12 protein-coding genes and 3 pseudogenes are annotated in these 15,486 nt (G+C 35.6%); 4 read left to right on the forward strand and 11 right to left on the reverse strand.

Annotation, left to right across the window (positions count from 1 at the left end; all coding sequences use genetic code 11):
• Window positions 1-74: 74 nt before the first annotated feature.
• The 3 genes and pseudogenes from ACLHDF_RS29725 to ACLHDF_RS29735 form a co-directional block, all read right to left on the reverse strand.
• Window positions 75-1,535 carry an aminoacyl-histidine dipeptidase gene (locus ACLHDF_RS29725; RefSeq protein ID WP_413921993.1) on the reverse strand — a complete coding sequence of 487 codons (1,461 nt, stop codon included), beginning with the start codon at window positions 1,533-1,535 and terminating at the stop codon, window positions 75-77.
• Between the two features lie 195 nt (window positions 1,536-1,730).
• Window positions 1,731-2,228, reverse strand: a pseudogene (locus tag ACLHDF_RS29730) (3-hydroxybutyrate dehydrogenase); the annotation flags it as partial.
• A gap of 65 nt (window positions 2,229-2,293) precedes the next feature.
• Window positions 2,294-3,468, reverse strand: a pseudogene (locus ACLHDF_RS29735) (GntP family permease).
• A gap of 337 nt (window positions 3,469-3,805) precedes the next feature.
• On the opposite strand from ACLHDF_RS29735, the gene ACLHDF_RS29740 reads away from it, so the two are divergent.
• The gene (locus ACLHDF_RS29740) at window positions 3,806-4,405 is read left to right on the forward strand and encodes a DedA family protein (protein WP_413921994.1); all 600 of its coding nucleotides are present in this window, start codon (window positions 3,806-3,808) and stop codon (window positions 4,403-4,405) included.
• A 35-nt stretch (window positions 4,406-4,440) separates the two neighbouring features.
• Here ACLHDF_RS29740 and ACLHDF_RS29745 read toward each other — a convergent pair whose 3' ends face one another.
• The 3 genes from ACLHDF_RS29745 to ACLHDF_RS29755 all read right to left on the reverse strand — a co-directional run bounded on the left by ACLHDF_RS29745 (window position 4,441) and on the right by ACLHDF_RS29755 (window position 8,266).
• Window positions 4,441-5,748 carry a CitMHS family transporter gene (locus ACLHDF_RS29745; protein WP_413921995.1) on the reverse strand — a complete coding sequence of 436 codons (1,308 nt, stop codon included), beginning with the start codon at window positions 5,746-5,748 and terminating at the stop codon, window positions 4,441-4,443.
• A gap of 200 nt (window positions 5,749-5,948) precedes the next feature.
• Window positions 5,949-6,656, reverse strand: coding sequence for a response regulator (locus ACLHDF_RS29750; protein WP_413921996.1), 708 nt, complete (start codon window positions 6,654-6,656; stop codon window positions 5,949-5,951).
• Window positions 6,653-8,266 (reverse strand): ATP-binding protein, encoded by a 1,614-nt coding sequence (locus ACLHDF_RS29755; protein WP_413921997.1) that lies wholly within the window; start codon window positions 8,264-8,266, stop codon window positions 6,653-6,655. Before ACLHDF_RS29755 ends, ACLHDF_RS29750 begins: the two co-directional genes overlap by 4 nt.
• 206 nt (window positions 8,267-8,472) lie before the next feature.
• Here ACLHDF_RS29755 and ACLHDF_RS29760 point away from each other — a divergent pair, with 206 nt between their 5' ends.
• The 3 genes from ACLHDF_RS29760 (at window position 8,473) to ACLHDF_RS29770 (ending at window position 10,533) form a co-directional block, all read left to right on the forward strand.
• Window positions 8,473-9,243 carry an SDR family NAD(P)-dependent oxidoreductase gene (locus ACLHDF_RS29760; RefSeq protein WP_413921998.1) on the forward strand — a complete coding sequence of 257 codons (771 nt, stop codon included), beginning with the start codon at window positions 8,473-8,475 and terminating at the stop codon, window positions 9,241-9,243.
• A 181-nt stretch (window positions 9,244-9,424) separates the two neighbouring features.
• Window positions 9,425-9,565: a small, acid-soluble spore protein L gene (gene sspL, locus ACLHDF_RS29765; protein ID WP_013057030.1), complete on the forward strand. Its 141-nt coding sequence runs from the start codon at window positions 9,425-9,427 to the stop codon at window positions 9,563-9,565.
• Window positions 9,566-9,861: 296 nt separating this feature from the next.
• On the forward strand, window positions 9,862-10,533 hold the full coding sequence (locus ACLHDF_RS29770; RefSeq protein ID WP_413921999.1) for an NAD(P)H-dependent oxidoreductase: 672 nt from the start codon (window positions 9,862-9,864) through the stop codon (window positions 10,531-10,533).
• A 29-nt stretch (window positions 10,534-10,562) separates the two neighbouring features.
• Here the strand turns inward: ACLHDF_RS29770 and ACLHDF_RS29775 are convergent, their stop codons facing one another.
• The 5 genes and pseudogenes from ACLHDF_RS29775 to ACLHDF_RS29795 all read right to left on the reverse strand — a co-directional run.
• Complete coding sequence (locus ACLHDF_RS29775) at window positions 10,563-10,850, reverse strand: 3-isopropylmalate dehydratase (RefSeq protein WP_413922000.1); 288 nt, start codon at window positions 10,848-10,850, stop codon at window positions 10,563-10,565.
• A 113-nt stretch (window positions 10,851-10,963) separates the two neighbouring features.
• Entirely contained in the window at window positions 10,964-11,182 is a 219-nt protein-coding gene (locus tag ACLHDF_RS29780) for a spore germination protein (protein WP_413922001.1), read from the reverse strand.
• A 159-nt stretch (window positions 11,183-11,341) separates the two neighbouring features.
• Window positions 11,342-12,010, reverse strand: a complete 669-nt coding sequence (fsa, locus tag ACLHDF_RS29785; RefSeq protein WP_413922002.1) for a fructose-6-phosphate aldolase — start codon at window positions 12,008-12,010, stop codon at window positions 11,342-11,344.
• Between the two features lie 262 nt (window positions 12,011-12,272).
• Complete coding sequence (locus ACLHDF_RS29790; protein ID WP_413922003.1) at window positions 12,273-13,013, reverse strand: metallophosphoesterase family protein; 741 nt, start codon at window positions 13,011-13,013, stop codon at window positions 12,273-12,275.
• A gap of 307 nt (window positions 13,014-13,320) precedes the next feature.
• A pseudogene (locus tag ACLHDF_RS29795) lies at window positions 13,321-14,919 on the reverse strand (M4 family metallopeptidase); the annotation flags it as partial.
• Window positions 14,920-15,486: the final 567 nt, after the last annotated feature.

Below are 15,486 nucleotides of genomic sequence, written 5' to 3' on the forward strand. Positions count from 1 at the left end.
ATGATCTGATAAATGACGAATAAAAAAGAGCTCCTTTACAGAAGCTCTTTTTTAAAAATTATAGGGATGCTGATTTATATCTTATTTGTTTCTTTTAATACTGCTAATAAGTATTCCCATGTTTTAATAGTGGATGGAATACTCAGGTGTTCATTAGGCGTGTGAACGTCGTACATATCGGGTCCGAGTGAAATGGCGTCTAATCCAGGGATTTTTTCGAGGAAAATACCGCATTCAATCCCTGCATGGATGGCGATGATTTCCGCCTCTTCTCCATACTTTTCTTGATAGACCTTTTTACATAATTCACGAATTTTTGAATCTCCATTGTACGCCCATTCAGGATAATTACCTTTTGTTTCAACTGTTCCTCCGACCATTTGAGCAAGGATGTGCACTTGGCTTACTATTTTTTCTTTTAAGCTTTTTACTGAGCTGCGAATTTCATTTTGAAAAACAACCTCAGATTCTGTTGTCGTGATCACACCTAAGTTGGTAGAAGATTCTACTAATCCTTCGATATTCATACTCATGCTTTGAACGCCGTTTGGTGTTAGCATAATGGTTTGTACAATTCGTTTTGTTGTTTCTTTTGTAAAAAAATTCTTAACGGGGGAGGATTTTTTAATTTTCACATACACACTCGGATCAGCGGCTTGTAACTCATTTTTTATTATCTCGTTCCACTCAAGAACCTTATTTTCTAGCTTCTCTACTTCAGAAAGCTCGACTGTTAGAATCGCTTCTGATTCACGAGGAATGGCATTTGATTTTAATCCTCCACTAATGCTGCTTAAGGAATAGGAAAGTTCTTTTTGTAAATCATATAAAACCCTTCCTAGCAGTTTATTAGCATTTCCTCTTTCTTTATCAATTTCCATTCCGGAATGTCCACCGCGCAATCCTCCGATGCTTAAGCTATATGTTTCTGACTTATCGGAAGGCGACTCCCAGCTTACAGGAATACGAAGTACGCCTTTTACCCCGCCTGCGCTGCTGACAAGCAGTTTTCCATCTTCTTCTGTATCAAGATTAATAAAGATTTCCCCTTCGAAATGAGTTGGATTTACAGCAATAGCTCCGCCCATTGTCGTTTCTTCCTCAGTAGTAATGACTACTTCAAGAGAGGGGTGCGCTATATTTTGAGCATCTAGTAAAGCTAGTGCATATGCAACTGCAATCCCATTGTCAGCTCCTAGCGTAGTACCATTTGCATAAAGCATATCTTCCACGATTCGCAGTTGAAGCGGATCTTTTTCGAAGTCGTGAACAGTTCCTTTATTTAACTCGCATACCATGTCCATATGTCCTTGCAAAATGATGACTGGAGCATTTTCATATCCTTTAGTTGCCGGTTTTTTAATAATTACATTTAAAGCCTCATCTTGTATAACCTCAAGGCTTCTTTCTCTTGCAAAAAAAACTAAATAGTCACTAACTTCTTTTTCATTTCCAGATCCTCTCGGAATAGCTGAAATTTCATTAAAGAAATAAAAAACCGGATGTTTAATTAATTCATTTACTGTTTGCACCATATGTATCATCCTTTCTAATCTGTATGCTTTTTATCATACTATTTATCTTTACAGTAGAAATAGCATATGAGGCTTCTTTTATGTATAGCCTAGTTATATTCTAACGTTGATTAACTCAATAGAATAGATATAACATAAAAAAGCATAAATGAGCCTATTAGACTCATTTATGCTTTTAATGATTTATTCTACTTTTTATTGCGCTGTATATCCGCCGTCCATTACTACCGCTTGACCAGTTACACCTTTTGCTTTATCACTCGCCAAGAAGATAGCATAATCAGCAATTTCACTAACGTCTAGTAATCTTTTTTGAGGGACTAAAGGATAAATAACCTCTTCAAGCACGCTTTCTAATGGTACGTTTCTTGTTTTAGCTAAACCACCTAACTGACCTCTCACTAGTGGTGTATCCACATAGCCAGGGCAAAGTGCATTCACCGTAATACCGTGTGCTGCACCTTCAAGAGCAGCTACTTTTGTTAAACCCATTACACCATGTTTAGCACTGTTATAAGCTGCTTTGCCCGCAAAACCAATTAAACCGTTGATAGAAGAAACGTTAATAATACGTCCGAAATCTTGCTTTTTCATAACCGGAAATGCGTGCTTAATCGCCATGAATGGAGCTGTTAACATAATTTTAATCATTAACTCATATTTCTCAGTTGGAAACTCTTCGATTGGAGAAACCACGAAGATTTTGTGCTGCCGCTTCTACAGCAGCTTGATCGATATCAGATAATTCCTCCTATTTTTCAAATAATACCAGCCCCCGCTAATGCGACTCCCGCAAATAAAGCGATTGTTGGGGTGATAAATGCAACAACAAATACGTCTTTATACGTTTCTCTATGTCGAAGACCAGTTACGGCTAATAGCGTTAATAATGCACCGTTATGCGGTAAGATAGATGCACCTGACGCAACGCTTGCAATACGATGAAGAGCATCGGCACTTAAATTCGTCGTTTGAGACAAGTGATACCACGTATCTCCTAATGCTTGAAGCGCAATGCCCATACCACCGGATGCTGAACCAGTAATCATTGCTAGCACTTGAACGCTTAAAGCTTCTGAAACGAGCGGATTACTCGAAATCTTTAGTAACACATGCGTGACATCTTTAAATTCTGGAACGGCTGTAATAACCGAACCATAGAAAAAATACCAATTAATAATGAAACGATAGGCTCCCATTTTAAAACATTTAATGCCACGACAACGATAATCAGCGGTAAAATAGCTAATATCACATTCATCGAGCCCTGCTCTTCACCTGCAACAACCGATGATTCACTAGGTTCGGTAAATCCTTGATTTTTGGCTTTTAATTTTTTATCACGATATGCTAACCATAAATATCCTCCCACCGCCATAATAAGACCTGAGACAATTCCAATAATCGAACCGGACATTGCATTGGTTTTGAATGTAGCAGTAGGAATTAGATTTTGAATCTGAGACGTACCTGGAACCGCTGTCATTGTAAACGTAAATGCTCCGAGTGCAATGGTTGCCGGCAGTAAATTTCGCGATACGTTAGCTTCTCCAAATAGCGCAATTGCTAAAGGATAAATAGCAAACACAACAACGAATAAACTGACTCCCCCGTATGTCAAAATAGCTGAAGCAATCAGCACCCCTAAAATGGCTCTTTTGCTTCCAAATAATTTAGCAATACGCTGCGCTAACGATTTAGCTGAGCCTGTATCTTCCATTAGCTTTCCAAAGACGGCTCCTAATAAAAAGATGGGGAACCATTTTGCAGCGAAATCTACAAACCCTCCCATATACACATCTGTATAAGTAGGCAATATTTTTAAGCCGCTAAAGTAAGCAACAAACGTAGCTACAACAGGTGCCACCCAGATAATGGACCATCCTAGGTAAGTAAAAAACATTAACAATAACAATCCTACAATAATAATCACACGGTAACCTCCTTTCCTTTTAATGCATGTACATGATGGTCTATTTCACAACAAAACAAGTTTACCCCTGATAGTTTTATAAGTAAAATGAATAAAAGGAATCAAAACTATGAATAAAAGTCGTAGTTTGTTCAAAAGTTTCCACTTAGTTATTTTCCTCCTATAATTTTACTGTGAGTAAAAGCTATTAAAATATACTTCCTTCTATTTTCTTTTTACAAGTAAGTTTTTTTCTGTTACATCCTGCTTTCTTCCTTTATTTTCTTTTATCTTATAAGTTTTTCTGAACGTATAGATGGGTATTTGAATGTTATGACACAGAAAAAGAGGCGATCTTATGCTACATTTCATAACGGACTTACTGAAGCAATTTGGAATCTGGGGACTTTTAAGCGGACTTGCTATCGAGGCTTCTTCCCTGCCGTTTCCTGGATCTCTTCTCACCCTTACCTACGGATACTTACTAAACTTGCACGTGGTGCAATTATTATTAATCGCTTTTGCAGGAAGCGCCGTTTATACGGCTTTTAGTTTTATACCGTATGGAATAGGCTATAAATTAGAAGATAAGGTAAAGAAAAAATTATCAAAGAAGAAAAAAGCATTTGAGAAATCACAAAAATGGTTTAAAAAATGCGGATTATGGAGTATTGCTATTGCTCGTCCTTTAGGCCTCGGAAATTACATTTCCTACCTTTCAGGGCTATCTAAAGTGAAACCTATGCCGTTTGCTTTGCTCACGTTTCTTGGTATCTTTCCTTTGAATATTGCTATGCTTTGGTTAGGACAAATCGGAAACTTTAAGTGGATTCAATCTTTTATCTCAGATGCACAAACCTATATTCTAATTGCAGCGGTAATTGCTGTATGCGGATTTTTAATTTATAAGTTTTATTTTAAAAAAAGAAGCTGCAACGAACAGTCTAGTTCAACTTAAAAGTATAAAAAAAGACCCCTAGGGGTCTTTTTTTATTAAATGGAAATAACACCTAAAATTAATGCCGCTACTGTCATCACTGCCGTAGTTCCTAGAGCCCATTTAATTAAGAAACGCTGTAAATCACTGAATTCAATTCCTATCATTCCAATTAGTAAGTGAGCTGCTGCTACCAAGGGACTTATCACGTGAACAGGTTGTCCTAAGATAGCAGCTCTTCCAATTTCGGCGGCGCTAATGCCATAGCTTTCGGCAGCTTGAGCAATAATCGGTAATACGCCAAAATAAAAGGCATTATTAGACATAAAAAATGTGAAAGGAGCACTTAAAAACGCTACTATAACTGGCAGAAAAGAGCCCATTGCATCTGGGATTATTCCCACAAGTGTATTTGCCATAGCATCAATCATCTTTGTTCCGGACATAATTCCTGTAAAAATACCGGCTGCAATAACAATTGAAACGACGGCTACCGCATTATTTGCATGGGATGAAATTCGTTGCTGTTGATCTTTGATATTTGGGTAATTTATTAATAATGCCATAGCGAATGCTACCATAAACAAGAGCATCAGCGACATAAAGTCCATAATTAAGCAAACCATAAGACTAACAGTAAGAAGAAAATTAAACCATACTAACTTAGGACGTCGATAGTCTGGCCGTTGCGCTGTCGCATCTAATTCATGAGCGTGTGCAATTTCACTTGTAGAATGTTTAATATTGATAACTCCTAACCTTTTTCTTTCCCTTCTTCCAAGGACAAAAGAAACAAGCAGTACCCATAGAAGTCCAAAACCCATTACAGGTATCAAAGGCAAAAACAACTGAGACGAATCTAAATTTAATGAACTCATAGCCATAGCAGAAGCACCTCCCCATGGGGTCATATTCATGACTCCCATGGATAGCATCGCCACCCCTGCCAAGATAAGTGGATTCATTTCTAGACGTTTATATAGCGGAAGCAAAGAAGAAACCGTTATCATATAGGTAGTCGTTCCATCTCCATCTAAAGCAACCATCATTGAAAGAACAGCAGTTCCAACAACGATCTTTAGGGGATCTCCTTTTACAATCTTTAAAATGAATGAAACAAGAGGGTCAAACAATCCTGAATCAATCATTAATCCAAAATATAAAATAGCAAATAAAATCATAATAGCTGTAGGAGCAATGTCTTTTACACCCTCTAGCATCATAGGTCCCATTCCACTAGCAAAACCACCTATTAAACCAAATATAATTGGAATAATGATAAGAGCAACCATTGGGGTAAGCCGCTTTGACATAATTAAATACATGAACACTGCAACCATTAAAAATCCTAATAAAGAAAGCATAAATATTTTTCCTCCTTTTTTGATAACGTTTTCATTTTTTTATTTGATAAACGTTACTAAAAAGGTATCACTTGTTAAAGCGGGTTCATAGATAACTGTCATAAGTTTAATATTTTTTATAAAAGTAATTTTTTTCATTTTTTTCATGCATAATTTCTACATAAAAATGAGATAGCGGATAAAACACCGCTATCTCGTTTTTATGTAGAATTAGTTACTCGGTATTTCCGCTCAGGCCTCCCCACACTTCCATACACTATTTCCACCTGCATTTCCTTACAAGATACTAAATACTCTAAATACCTTCTCATTGTTGAATAGCTGATACCTACCAATTGAGCAAATTCATCTACATTCAAGCTTTCCTGAACTTGGCGAACTTTATCTCTTACTAAACGAAGAGTATGCTTATCAATACCTTTAGGAAATTCTGTTACTGCAGCCGCTGATTGACTGTGACGGTTATGATGTGTTCTAAATAAATGATCTATTTTATCTTGATTAATCATTTTATCTGCAGTTAATTCTATTCTTGTAGACTGATAATGTTTTAAAGTAGATAAAAATTTATCAATAATTACAGGTTTGACCAAATAACCAAATGCTCCGCCTCTTATTGCTTCCCCTACTGTTTCAACGTCATTAGCTGCCGTTATTAAAATAATGTCGATTCCTCGATACTTCTTTCTGATTTCCCATAGCAGTTCCACTCCGTTGATATCTGGTAAAAAGACATCTAATAAAATTAAATGCGGCGTAAATATTGTTAGTAACTCTAAAGCATTTTCTCCAGATCCTGCTGTCGCCACAATAGTGAAATTCTCTAATTTCTTAGTAAACTGTTCATAAATTTGTGCAGCTGTAGAATCATCTTCTATAATCATGACATTAATTTGATTTTCAGTCATATCGATTCTTCCTTTTCGTTATTTAATAGCTTCGGTATAACTAATGTGAATCTTGCCCCTTGTAACATGCTTTTGCTTATGTAAAGTTCGCCTTTAAGCAGCTCTACAGATCTTTTAACAATGGTCAATCCAATTCCATGATTTTCACCTTTTTTGGTTGTATAACCATCTATAAAAATCATATTTTCTACTTCTTTTGATATTCCTTGTCCATCGTCTTCAACTTCAAAAATCAGGTCATTTCCTACATCCGTAAAGGATACGAGGACGTGCCCTTTATGTTCCCGCACAGCCTCGAACGCATTATCAATTAAATTCCCCAAGATAGAAACAATGTTTTTTGCATCTTCGATATCTAAAGTACTTGTTAAGTTACTATCGTGATCAATTTCTAAAGTGACGTCTAATTCTTTCGAACGATTTATCTTTCCAAGTAGGCAGGCCGCAATCAAAGGATCCTTTACAGAAGACATTAAAAAAGAAATAATATCTTGGCGTTCCTTTACCTCTGATGAAATCATTTGCATGACATGCTCATACTTCTTTAACCTTAACAGTCCATAAATCACATTCAACTTATTTAAAAATTCGTGATTTTGAGCGCGTAAATTATCAGAGAACATTTTAATTTTAGAAATCTCTTCAGTCAATTCTTCAATTTGTGATAAAGTTCTTATGGTAAGAACGATTCCTTGCACTTCTTTTTTTCTTACAATAGGAGATAAATCTAATATATACTGCTGACCATCTAGTAGAAGTGATTGGTTAGAATACACCCGTTGTTCTTCTATCGCTTGATCAATTAGCTGTCCTAAACGGGGGTTCTTTATCTCTCCTCCTATTACTAAATGAAGGTTATTAAAGAGCTCTCTAGCCCTTCTATTCATCGACGTTACATATTTTTCAACATTTACAGTAACAGTAGCATCTCGAATAGACTCAAGAGTAGCCTCTTTTTCTTTAAAAAGGAAGGAAATTTCCTCCGGTTCAAGTCCAAATATTAGTCTTTTTACCCGTCTTGCAATGAAGAAAGCTCCAAATGCTCCAATAAGAAAAGGAATACAGGACAATTTAATAATTTTTATTCTATAATCATTAATCTGTTTTTCTACATTGCTTACAAGAAACCCTACCGAAGAAACGCCTATTACGTTTCCTTGGCCATCCCATATGGGAGTTTTGGCTTTAATTGCAAATCCTGAAACTCCTTTTCCTTTATAAATGATGGATTGATGCTTTTTTAAAGAAGCTTCATTGCTTGTTTTAGTGTGTTTTCCAATGTAACTACTATTGGGATGAGAATAGCGTATTCCTTTATCATTAGCAATGGTGACGTAATCTGCTCCAGTGATTTTTCTTATTTTTTCAGCAATAGGTTGGATATGCTCAGAAGGATTTTTCTTTTTAAAAGCTTTTACAATCGTTTTATCTTCAGAAGCTAATTTTGCTACTGTCATAGCTTGCTTACCTACATATTTTTCAACAATTTCATCTACCATTGCAGAAAACAAAATGCATACAAGCACGGTACTAACAAGAATAACTATCGTGATGAGTAATGTAATTTGAGCAAGTAGGCTAGGTCTTCTATTTACGTAAAGAAAACACATACAATCCTCCTTTTAATAAAATAATGATGAAAGAAAATACCGTCTGTTGTTTCAAGTGTAGCATAAAAAAACGGAAGTTTAGCGCCAAAGTTTAAATGTTTATCAACAGACTTACAAAGGGAAAAATAAATTGAATAAATGCTTGCCTTAAAGTATACTCCAACAATTATAATCAATTCGAAAGCATTGAAAATGGAGGAATCAACATGAAATATACAGTAATCACTGGCGCAAGTTCAGGAATTGGATATGAAACAGCTTTAGCTTTCGCAGCACGCGGAAAAAGCCTTATATTAGCTGCACGTAGAGCGGACAAGCTAGATGAGTTAAAAGGAAAGATTGAAGAACTGAACCAAGATGTAAATGTTATTGTCCAGTCGGTTGATTTATCCGTGGCAGAAAATGCTCATACGTTTTATGAATCACTTAAAGAATATGAGTTAGAAACGTGGATTAACAATGCTGGATTCGGAAACTTTGCTTCTGTCAGTGAACAAAAATTAACTAAGATTGAAACAATGCTTCACTTAAATATCGAAGCCTTAACAATTCTTTCATCTCTATTTGTAAGAGATTATGAACTTGTTGAAGGTACACAGCTTATTAATGTCTCTTCAAGAGGCGGCTATACAATTGTGGCTGATGCAGTAACTTATTGCGCAACAAAATTCTACGTAAGTCCATTTACAGAAGGTCTTTCTCAAGAATTAAAGAGTAGAGAAGCAAAAATGCAGGCTAAAGTTCTAGCTCCGGCTGCTACTGAAACAGAATTTGCACAGCGTTCTATGGATATGGACGATTTTGAATATAAAGGGCGAGTTCCTAAGTTTCATACATCAAAAGAGATGGCTGCCTTTATGCTGGATCTTTATGATAGCAATAAAACGGTAGGACTTGTAGATGGAGTGACTTACGAATTTCAATTAAAAGATCCTATCTATCCATACGCAGAAAGAACGACAAGTTCAGATTCTTAAACAGAAAAACACCCTTGCAAGGGTGTTTTTTTACGAACTTTTAAATGAGTAAACATCTTGTTTTATGTAATAAAAGCACTTGAATACCATCGTGTTTCAAACCCTACGTAGACTTTCACTCATTACTTCTTGATTTTTGTTTTACTTTTTTGCACATACTAACCTAACGGAGGTGACGAAAATGGGTACAAAAAAATCTGCTAATCGAGGTCAAGTAGCTCCAGGTGTTAACCCTCAAGGACACGGAAAAGATGTTGAATTTTCAACAGAACCTAAAAGTGAACTTGAAAACAAAGCGAAAAAATCAAATACAAAAATTTAATTAAAAAGGAGAAGATTACTCTTCTCCTCTCTCCCTCTTAACTATTTTTTCAAAAAACTCCACGGATCGTTTAATCCTTTCTGCTTTTTATAAATTTGTATCAACAGTATAAAAAAGTATACTATACAACAAAAATGTGCGTACTTGTTAGAATGGTTTATATCATTTATGATAAATTTGCAAACGAACTTTATGGCCATTTGTATGTTAACTAGTTGTTAGCTATAAGCTCTATAGGGTATAGGTTACTCTGAGCAGTTCATCACTAAATATTTTTACAGAAAGGTTGTTTACACATGAACAATACAGATAAAAAACAAGAAATTTTAGACGCATTTAACTTTCGTCATGCTACAAAAGAGTTTGATCCAACAAAGAAAATTTCTGTTGAAGATTTCCAATTCATTTTAGAAACAGGGCGCTTATCTCCAAGTTCAGTAGGTTACGAGCCGTGGAAATTTTTAGTTATTGAAAATGAAGCTTTAAAGGAAAAATTAAAAGCTGTTTCTTGGGGAGCCCAAGGTCAACTCCCTACAGCAAGTCATTTTGTTATTATTCTTTCTCGTACAGACGCAAGATATGACTCTGAATATGTATTAAATCTTCAGAAAAACGTAAAAGAAATGCCAGATGATGTATTAGAGACATTAATGCCTCGTTATAAAGATTTTCAAGAAAATGATTTTCACTTGTTTGAAAGCAAGCGATCGCTATTTGATTGGGCTAGCAAACAATCTTATATTGCACTAGCTAATATGATGACATCAGCTGCTCAAATTGGTATTGATTCTTGTCCAATTGAAGGGTTTAACTATGATCAAGTACATGAAATTCTAAAAGAAGAAGGATTACTAGAAGACGGGAAGTTTGATGTTTCCGTTATGGTTGCGTTCGGCTACCGAATTCATGAACCTAAGCGCGGAAAAACAAGAAGAAGTATGGATCAAGTTGTGCAGTGGGTAAAATAATAATCAAAAAAGAAGGGATGACATTGCTGTCACCCCCTCTTTTTTATATGTTTGTATGCTGCTATAAAGGCAGAAGGATCGCTGTGTATTATATAAGCGAACATCCCTTGATTTGTATGTAAATATAAAAAGCCACTGCCTTTTGAAACGCCTTTGTAAGAAATGTCAAAAACACTGTTAATATGGAAGTAATCATTCTCTGTTTGAATACTATTGGCATATAAGCAGATGTCTTTTGAATGCTGAACCGTCACTTTTTGCGTTCGTTTCATTTTTCTTTCAATGTATGTATAAGGAATCACAGAAATAATGCTCATAGCGCCGCTTCTCTCCTCACAAATATTTCCCTTTGAAAAATCAAACTTCTCATTAACAAAACTCTACCACTTACCAAAAAACAATTCCAGAAATACTCTTTCTGGAATTGTTTTTAAGATTGCTGCTCTTTATTTTCTTCACCTTTACAAAAGTCGATATTACTGTTTGTCATAGAGGCGATAGCAGGAGAGCCATTTCCAAATGAAAAACAAGCTCCTACCGATTTTGTATTTGCCGTGTGGCTATTTTGTACAACACAGCCCACGCTTACATTTGAATTGTCTTTCAACCCGTTAGTCATGATATTCTCAATGTTAATAATACAGCCCATTATAACACCTCTTTCGTTTCTACTAACGTATGTCAGCTTTGCATATATGTATAGGATGTTCGCCTATTAATGATAAGTTGTTTGTTATAAAACAGAAGAAGCCTGATATACGCTTTAAGCAGAGAAGACACTAAAACGATGTCTTCTCCTTAAGTCAATTTAACTTTTTACAGCTTTTTCCCAGTCTGATGCAAATTTTTCAATTCCTTGTTCTGTTAACGGATGTTTTACTAATTGTTCAATTACAGCATATGGAATGGTCGCAATATGAGCCCCAGCAAGAGCTACTCGTGTAACATGATCTGGATGTCTGACTGACGCTGCTATAATCTGTGAGTCAATGTGTTGAATTCGAAATAGCTCTGCAATTCGAGATACTAAATACACACCGTCTTCTGAAATATCGTCTAAGCGTCCTAAAAATGGGGATACGTACGTGGCACCAGCACGAGCTGCTAGAAGCGCTTGATTCACTGTGAAAATTAACGTGACGTTTGTTTTTACACCCTTTTTAGCTAAATAACGAGTGGCTTCCAATCCAGCAATGGTCATAGGAAGTTTAATCGTTATATTTTTGTCCCCTCCATTAATTTTTATAAGCTCTTCCGCTTGAGCAATCATATCATCTGCTGTTACTGTGTCCGGCGTGACTTCTGCCGAAACTGATTCTACTTCCGGAACGGTTTTTAAAATTTCATCGATTCGATCTTCGAACTTTACACCTTCTTTAGCTACTAGCGAAGGATTTGTGGTAACACCTGATAATACCCCAATTTTATATGCTTTTTTAATATCTTCTAGGTTAGCTGTATCAATAAAAAATTTCATCTTTTATTCCTCCACTTGTTATGTTGAAAACATTTTGTTTACGGGCTTTTTTGCATAATTTTATTTTCAAATGACATTGCCCTATTCATATTGTCTTCATAAAGTGAATTTTATTTCCTTTCAAATGCTGTATGTTTTTCTCCAAGTTTTCCCTTGCTTAAACTCATAAGAATAACTTTTATTTGCATGTACTATACTAATGATGTTGAATTCCATTAAAAACCTCCAGCATTTATGCTGAAGATTAAGATAGATTCTATTCTTAATTTTTTAGCCCTCTATAGCGAGCGGTTTTTAACTCTTGAACATAGGGTTCAAAATCAGGCATCTTTACAGCTCTCGCTAATTCGATCGCTTTTTCAATATCATATGGAATGCGCACAAATTGAATAGAAAATGGTGAAGGACTTTCACCTTGATCATTTCCTTCTAAAATAAGATAGGAAGCTTGTGGTAAATCAAGAGGATTCCCTACACTCCCTACATTACATAACGTCTTCCCTTTAATATGTTGAATAAATGCATTATGTACATCTCCATAACAGATGACATCCGGCTCTCTTGACCCTTTTATATTTTCCGTATATTCGGTATTAGCAAATAGACTAAGGCGCTTTTCAAGTGAATCCCAAGGTTGAATTCGGTCATAAAGACTTCGAGGTGAAGCGTGAAACATCCTAATTAACTTCCCGCTCATCATAAATTCAATGGAAAAAGGAAGTTCCTTTAAATATAATTCTTGGTTTGGACTTAACTTATTTTGATGCCATTTTAACGCTTCAAATTCCGCAGGCTTTGTAATGAAGTCATCCCAGTTTCCCATTACTGTCACTTCGCACTTTTCTTTTATAATATCAATCGCTTTACTTGAATCCGGTCCTTTTCCTACTAAATCACCTAGACAAATGATGCGATGGATATCTCGTTGTTGTATATCAGCTAAAACTGATTCTAATGCAGGAAGATTTCCGTGGATATCTGAAATAACAGCAATTTTGTCCATCGATTCCTCCACTCCTTTTCCATATGTATGTACTTAATTATTTTCTTTATTATAACATTTTATAATAAGACCGTTTGCCAAAACTGGCCTTCTTTTTTTAACAAACAATGGTATAACTCGAATGGGTATAAAAGGGGGGAATAAGAAATGGATGTTTATGAACCAAGAAGAAATCTATCTTCCTTATTTATTAACATAAAATAAAGGAGTACTGTAATATATTTATACGAGTACTCCTTTATTGGTAGTTAGGTAGTATAGAGAGTCGCCAGATATCTCATTTATCTTGCGACTTTTGTTTTATAATTTATTGAACACCAACTGCGTCAAATGACTTGCCTACTGAAATTACTTCTTGAGAGCCTGAACCGTATAGATCAGCAGCAGCTTGTACTAAACCTGCGCGCGCTTGGCTAAACGTTGTAGACTGAGTGAAGTATAGCGTGTTGGCACGATAATAAATTTTTCCTAGCTTATCGCCGCCGATGCCTGTTACAGTAACGCCATAATGTGTTCCTCCATTAGCCAACAAGTAGGCAGCTTTGTTGATAATACCGCTGTTTGTATGAACTCCGCCGTTGTCGCCAGAACCTGTATAGCGCTTTGAATAATGATCTGGATCTCCATATTTTGCTGGGTTGCTCATTGATCGAAGCGCATCACCGCTTGTACCAGGCGTATAAATATCTTCTCCAATTTCCCAATCTGGATTTCGGTTGTCATAGTATTCTACCAATGTTCCAAAAATATCGGAAATCGCTTCGTTTAATGCGCCTGATTCATATTGATAGATTAAATTAGAACTTCTTTCTGTGACTGCATGCGTCAGTTCATGTCCGATAACATCTAGTCCTCCTGATAACGGAACAAAAGTATATCCATCTCCATCTCCATATACCATTTGAGAACCATTCCAAAATGCATTATTGTAGCCGCTGCTATAATGAACAGTCGATTTTAGCGGAGCTCCTGCATTGTCATAGGAATTGCGGTTAAATTTGTTCTTGTAATAATCATATGTCACACCTGCATAATAGTGAGCATCTACCGCAGCGGCATCGCGGCTTGCATTGTACGTATTATCGGTGTCTGCCCATAACGTGCCTGGAAGAGATGTGCGGTTTTTTGCATCGTACGTATAGATTGTGGCGCCTCTTGTATTATCTTGTAAGTAATAGGTAGAACTAGATAACGTTGTATTTAGAGATTTAGTATCTCCGAGCACTCCTTTACCTGAGCCAATCGCATTTGTTCCTGTTACAGGTTTCGCTGCCGGTTTTGCCGCTTGCTTCACGTCGGCTTTTGGACCAGCTACCGAATCAATCGTATTGTACTTATCTAATACTTTACCGCTAGTAGCATCAACAAAGTAATAATAGTTGCCTGGTTCAGGGTTTAAGAAATTTAAATTTACTACATAAGCATATGTGGTGTCTGAACCATTTTGATAAACATACAGTTCAGATGAAGGAGATTTTTCATAAGTCGGTTTAAAGCCTAAATCTTTTTCAGCTACTTGAATCGCCTTTTTACTGTCAACTTGCTTCTGTCTTTTTAGCTTTTCCTTTTTGTCTAAATCAGGAGCTACTGTACCTGATACAACTTTTAAGGTTCCATCTTTCGCTACGTGCGCTAATTGAGTAGATCCCCAAACAGGAACATTATTGTATACCTGCTGCAAGCGCACAACGGTTGCTTGTTCAACAGGATCTTTCACCACCTCTGTCACTTTAAATGAATTTTGGGCATTTTCGTTTCCTAATTTATATTTGTCTTTATTTGTATTCATATAGTGAAATACGACATCTTGAGCTTTCTGTGACGATGGGCCTGAAAGCTTTCCGGAAATAAACTCAGGAGATTTAATTTCTTTGTTATACTTTTCAGTTGAAAATACATTATTTGGCGCGGCACTGCTCGTATGTGCAAAAGCAAATGATGAAGAAAGGATACCAACTGATAATAATACCTTTAAAGCCTGTTTTTTCTTTTTCATAGTTTTTTCTCCCTATCCCTAGTAAATTTAATTATCGCAATTTCTCTGTTAATTTCGATAATTAGCAACATTATAACAACTAAAAATTACTACGTCTATATATTATTTTAATATTCCTATTATTATGAAAATTGTAAATAAATTTTTGCAATAAGTCTTTTTTACCTATTTAAACTATATGAAAATCATTTATGTTGATTTTCATACAAGTAAAATAACTCCTTTAGTCAGCTGATAAAAACTAGCAGCCTAGGGAGTATTATTCGTTCTTGCTATCAGTTTTTATAAGCATTTTACAAAAATCACTTATAAGAAAAATTATAAATTACAAGCTATTTTTTAGGGTTAAATCTACTCTCCTTCTTTATTTTTTTATTTTTTTAATCTATTAATTAAAATTTTTATATGTTTTTTATGTACGTTTAAAACATTATTTCATTATAGTACTAAGTTTTTTAAAATCATAAAAAAGCACGA

The sequence above is a fragment of the Priestia megaterium genome, assembly GCF_046599315.1.
GTDB classification, from domain to species: Bacteria; Bacillota; Bacilli; order Bacillales; family Bacillaceae_H; genus Priestia; species Priestia megaterium_F.